5 protein-coding genes are annotated in these 5019 nt (G+C 67.4%); all 5 read left to right on the forward strand.

All coding sequences use genetic code 11. The features are described from left to right. The coding region (locus tag H928_RS30120) for a tripartite tricarboxylate transporter substrate-binding protein (RefSeq protein ID WP_204366309.1) at positions 1–900 on the forward strand (900 nt) is incomplete at its 5' end. Between the two features lie 205 nt (positions 901–1105). Next, positions 1106–2191, forward strand: coding sequence for an acyl-CoA dehydrogenase family protein (locus H928_RS0112335; protein ID WP_027010887.1), 1086 nt, complete (start codon positions 1106–1108; stop codon positions 2189–2191). Beyond that, on the forward strand, positions 2188–2994 hold the full coding sequence (locus H928_RS0112340; RefSeq protein WP_021026790.1) for an ABC transporter ATP-binding protein: 807 nt from the start codon (positions 2188–2190) through the stop codon (positions 2992–2994). Before H928_RS0112335 ends, H928_RS0112340 begins: the two co-directional genes overlap by 4 nt. Before the next feature lie 39 nt (positions 2995–3033). Then, positions 3034–4254, forward strand: a complete 1221-nt coding sequence (locus tag H928_RS0112345; RefSeq protein ID WP_021026791.1) for an ABC transporter substrate-binding protein — start codon at positions 3034–3036, stop codon at positions 4252–4254. Further along, the coding region (locus H928_RS0112350; protein ID WP_021026792.1) for an ABC transporter permease at positions 4251–5019 on the forward strand (769 nt) is incomplete at its 3' end. The genes H928_RS0112345 and H928_RS0112350, both read left to right, overlap by 4 nt.

Genomic DNA, 5019 nt, shown 5'->3' on the forward strand with positions numbered 1-5019 from the left:
CTGCAGATCACCGTGCCATCGCCCGCCGGTGGCCGCAACGGCCACTATGCCCAGATGCTGGCCGCCCATTTGCCGGCGCTGCTGGGCCGCCAGGTCGAGGTGACACATCTGCCCGATGCCAGCGTGGCCGACTACGAGCGGCTGGCTGCCCAAGGCGGCAACCGCCAGGTTCTGTTCACCGCCATGACCCTTCCGCGCGGCGGACTCCCGGGCCTGCACCAAGGGCCCCCCATCGATACGGCGCTGCGATCGCTAAAGCCGGTGACCCTGGTTGCGTCGCAGCCCTGGGTGCTGGCCATCGATAGCACCCAGGCCGATGCGCTGGGCATCCATAGCACCGATGATCTGCTGGCCTACGCCCGTTCCCACCCGGGCCGGTTGCGGGTGGGCACCGGAGAGGATGGCTGGATCGGGCAGCTGGCGTTGGCCCAGCTGCTGGCGCGCAGCCGCGTGGACCTGCAGCGCGTGGTCTTCCCCGGCAGGTACCCCGACTCCGATGTGGTGACCCAGGCGCATGCGGTGGAGCTGGTGCTGGCGCCTGTGAATGGCGTAGCCACCGCGGTGCGGCGTGGCCAGCTGCGGGTGCTGGGCACCACGGCCGACCCGGCCCATCCGCAAAGCCTCGATGGCATCACCTGGCCCACCTTGGGCGCCCATGCCTTGCTGGCAGGTTTGGCGGTCTACGACCACTTCATCCTCTGGGCCGCTGCCAACTCCGATGCCGCCGCCAACCGCGAACTGCAGCAGGCCGTCGCCCAGCTGCTGGCCAAGCCCGAGATCCAGCAGCAGCTGCAGGGCATCCAGGCCGTCGGCGGCGGCGGCTCGCCCGAGAGCCTGCTGGCGCTGGAGGCGCAGATGCGCGAGCAATGGCTGCGCGCCCAGGATTTGGCGGTGCCGTGACTGTGATGCACCTGCGATTGGTCAAATAAGCCTATCAGGCAGTTGCGTTAGACTGCAGCATCCTTGCGCGGGGCCTGCCCGCGCTCCCACCATGACTTTTTGCCGGTCCGGCGACTGACCATGCGACGGGTGCTCTCCAACCGCTCTCCTTGGCGGGCTGCGGCAGCCGGTGTGTCTGAGACGACCGTGCGGGCCTCCCAACACGATGAGCACTTCCACCCCCTTGCTGACCGACAGCGCAAGAACCGATATCGCACAGCGCGCCTTTGTGCTCGATACCCAGGCCGAGCTGGCCAGCACCGTGCTGCCGATGCTGGCCCACCATGACCTGCTGCGCACCGGCCTGCCGGTCGCACAAGGGGGCCATGGTGGTGATGTGCGCGATGCCATTGCCGCGATCGCCGAGGTGGCCAGCCTGTCGCTGACGACGGCCTTTGTGTTCTGGAGCCAGCGCGCCTTTATCCATTACCTGCAAGCCAGCGGCAATGAGGCCGCGCGCGAGCGCTGGTGGGATGCCTTGCTGCGCGGTGAGATCGCCGGGGCGGTGGGCCTTTCCAATGTGATCAAGTTCCTCTCGCGCATCGAGGCCTTGCAGGTGCAGGCCAAGCCACTGGCGCAAGGCTGGAGCCTGGATGGCGTGCTGCCTTGGGTGTCCAACGTGCGCAGCCAGGGCTTTGTCGTGGCTGCCGCCGTGCAGCCCGAAGGCGGCGGTCTGCCGATGGTGATGGCGCTGGAGAGCGGGCTGCCGGGCCTGGTGCGCTCGCCCGATCTGGACCTGCTGGGCATGCGCGCCAGCAATACCGCTGCGCTGCAGCTCAACCAGGTGGTGGTGCCCGCGCATGCGCTGCTGGCCCAGGCCGGGCCTCCGTACCTGAAGGCCGCGCGGCCAGGCTTTTTGGGCATGCAGTGTGCGTTGTCGATCGGGCTGGCGCGGGCCGCGCTGCAGGCTGCTGCCCAGGGGGGCGGCGCGCGAGGCCCCTTGCACGAACGTGTGGCTGAGGCGCAGAAGCTGCTGGGCCAGATCGAGGCCGAGCTGCTGGACGGGGTGCTGGATGACCGCTGGGTCGCCGATGTCAGCCCCTTGTTTGCGTTGCGCATGCGCCTGGCAGGCCTCGTGCAGCAAGCGCTGCAGCTGGAGCTGCAAGCCACGGGAGGCCGCGCCTATCTGCAGGACCAGCAGCGCGATTTTGGCCGCCGCTGGCGCGAGTCGGCCTTTATCCCGATTGTCACGCCCAGTCTGACGCAGCTGGAGGGCGAGCTGGCCCAGCAAGCGGCGCAGGTGTCGGCATGACGGCAGCCCTTGCACCCCGCCAGGCCTTGCAGGGCCGGGGCCTGGCCTATGGATACCGGGCCGGCCAGCCGGTGTTTGCCGGTATCGATATCGATATCGACAGCCAGGAGATTGTGGCGCTGCTGGGCGGCAGTGGCTGTGGCAAATCGACCTTGCTGCGCACGCTGGCGGGGCTGCAACCGCCCGATGCGGGAACCCTGCAGTTTCTCGATACGCCGTTGCGGGCGCCGCACCCGCGCGCGGCCGTGGTGTTCCAGCAGGCCAGCCTGCTGCCCTGGCTGAATGTAAAGGACAACGTGGCCTTTGGCCTGGATTTCAAGCACCAGCCCCAGGCCACGCAACCGGTGATTGCGCAGCGCGTGCAGGCCAGCATCGAGGCCGTGGGCCTGCGCGGCAAGGAAAAGCTTTTCCCGGCCCAGCTCTCGGGCGGCATGGCCCAGCGGGCGGCGCTGGCCCGTGCGCTGGCGCGCGAGCCGCGCCTGCTGCTGGCCGATGAGCCGTTCTCGGCGCTTGATGTGCTGACCCGCAGCGACATGCAGGCGCTCTTGGTGGAGGTCGTGCACCGCTGGCATACCGCAGCGCTCCTGGTCACCCACGATATCGACGAGGCCCTGCTGGTCGCAGACCGGGTGCTGCTGATGGGCAGCACGCCCGATGTGCAAGCCGGCGCTGGCCGCATCGTGCAGAGCTGGCGCATCGACATTCCGCACCCACGGCGCATGGACGACGAGCGCGTCGCTGCGATGCGGCTGGAGATCTTGCATGCATTGCAAAGCCTGCGCGGGCAGGCCACGGCCGTCTGACAAACCTGAGACACACCCCAACGACGAGGAGAGAGAACCATGACTTACCAGCACATTTGCACCTCCAGCCACTGCGACTGCGGCATCAGCCGGCGCGACTGGCTGCGCATTGCCGCCATCAGCGGCGCAGCGGCCACGCCTTTGCTGCGCGCGGGCGATGCCTTCGCACAAAAGTTCAAGGGCGACGATGTGCCCGTGCGCATCGGCTACCTGGCCATTACCGATGCCACGCCATTCTTTGTGGCGCACAGCCGCAAGCTGTTTGAGGCCGAAGGCCTGCAGACGGAAAAGCCGCGCCTGTTTCGCAGCTGGGCGCAGCTGATCGAGGCCTTTATTGCCGGCCAGGTGAACGTGGTGCACTTGCTGTCGCCCACCACCTTGTCGGTGCGCTATGGCTCCAAGTTTGGTGCCAAGGTGGTGGCCTGGAACCATATGAGCGGCTCGGCCATCACTGTGGCGCCCAACATCAACAGTGTGGTCGATCTGGCGGGCACCACATTTGCGATTCCGTTCTGGTACTCGATCCACAACATCCTCATCCAGCAGGTGCTGCGCAAGAACGGGCTCACGCCGGTCAGCAAGCCCAAGGGCACGGCGCTGGGGGCCAAGGAGGTGAACCTGGTGATCGTGCCGCCCGCCGAGATGGTGGCCGCGCTGGCCTCCAAATCGGTGTCCGGCTTTATCGTGGCCGACCCGTTCAACGCGGTGGCCGAGACCATGGGTGTGGGCAAGGTGGCGCGTTTCCTGGGCGATATCTGGAAGGACCATGCCTGCTGCCTGGTGACCTTGTCCGAGCGCGACATTGCCGAGCGCCCCGAATGGGCGCAGCGCGTGACCACGGCCATCGTCAAGGCGCAGCTGTGGACGCGCGACCACATGGGCGAGACGGCCGAGCTGATGTCCAAGGACGGTGCCAACAAGTACACGCCGCACCCGCTGCCGGTGCTGCAAAAGGTGTTTGACCTGAAGGACTTCGACCAGTACCGCGCCAAGGGCGTGCTACAGCACCCCGAGTGGAACCAGCGCCGCATCGACTTCCAGCCCTATCCCTTCCCCAGCTACACGCAGGAGCTGGTCAAGGCCATGCAGGGCACCTTGATGGAAGGCAATGTGGACTTTATCCGCGAGCTGGACCCGGCCTTTGCTGCCAAGGACCTGGTCGATGACCGCTTTGTCAAGCAGGCGCTCAGCCAGGTGGGCGGCTTGAAGGCCTTTGGCCATGCCGATGACTTCAGCCGCAAGGAAGTGATTGCCGCATGATGCAGGCTGGCAAACGCTGGGCGGCGCGCCTGGCCTGGCCGCTGCTGGGCATGGCCATCACGCTGGCGCTGTGGGCGGTGGCGGCCCGGCATCTGTCCGATGTGGAGGCCATCCGCGCCGCCTTTGCGCCGCAGGCCGGGCTCCAGGCGCTCGTGCATCTGCTGGGCAGTGGCGAGCTGTGGCCGCATATCCGCATGAGCCTGGAGCGCATTGCGATTGCGCTGGCCCTGGCACTGGCCATGGGCGTGCCGCTGGGGATGTGCCTGGGGCTGTCGCCGCTCTTTGCGCGTATCAGTGGGCCAACTTTCCAGTTCTTGCGCATGGTCTCGCCGCTGTCCTGGATGCCGCTGGCGGTGATGGCGCTGGGCGTGGGTGAGGCACCGGTGATTTTTCTGCTCAGCTTTGCCACCGTCTGGCCCATCATGCTGAACACCGCCGCGGGTGTGGCTGCGCTGGACCCGGCCTGGATGCGGCTGGCGCACAGCCTGTCGGCCACGCGCTGGGAGACCATTGCCCGCGTGGTGCTGCCCGGCTGCATCAGCCATATCCTCACCGGTTTTCGGCTGGCGGTGGGCATTGGCTGGATTGTGCTGGTGCCCGCCGAGATGCTGGGCGTCTCCAGCGGCATGGGCTATTTTGTGCTGGACACGCGCGACCGCCTGGCCTATGACGAGCTGATGGCCGGCATCGTTGTCATCGGCTGCCTGGGCTTTGTGCTCGACTGGCTGGCCCGCGCCCTCAGCAGCCGCTGGACGCAGCGCGGCC

Source organism: Comamonas sp. B-9 (assembly GCF_000410635.1).
Taxonomy (GTDB): Bacteria; Pseudomonadota; Gammaproteobacteria; order Burkholderiales; family Burkholderiaceae_C; genus Comamonas.

Bases quoted from the DNA above. Each gene is read 5' to 3' on its own strand.
- H928_RS0112340 (WP_021026790.1), top strand. From the start codon at position 2,188: ATGACGGCAGCCCTTGCACCCCGCCAGGCCTTGCAGGGCCGGGGCCTG.
- H928_RS0112345 (WP_021026791.1), top strand. From the start codon at position 3,034: ATGACTTACCAGCACATTTGCACCTCCAGCCACTGCGACTGCGGCATC.
- H928_RS0112335 (WP_027010887.1), top strand. From the start codon at position 1,106: ATGAGCACTTCCACCCCCTTGCTGACCGACAGCGCAAGAACCGATATC.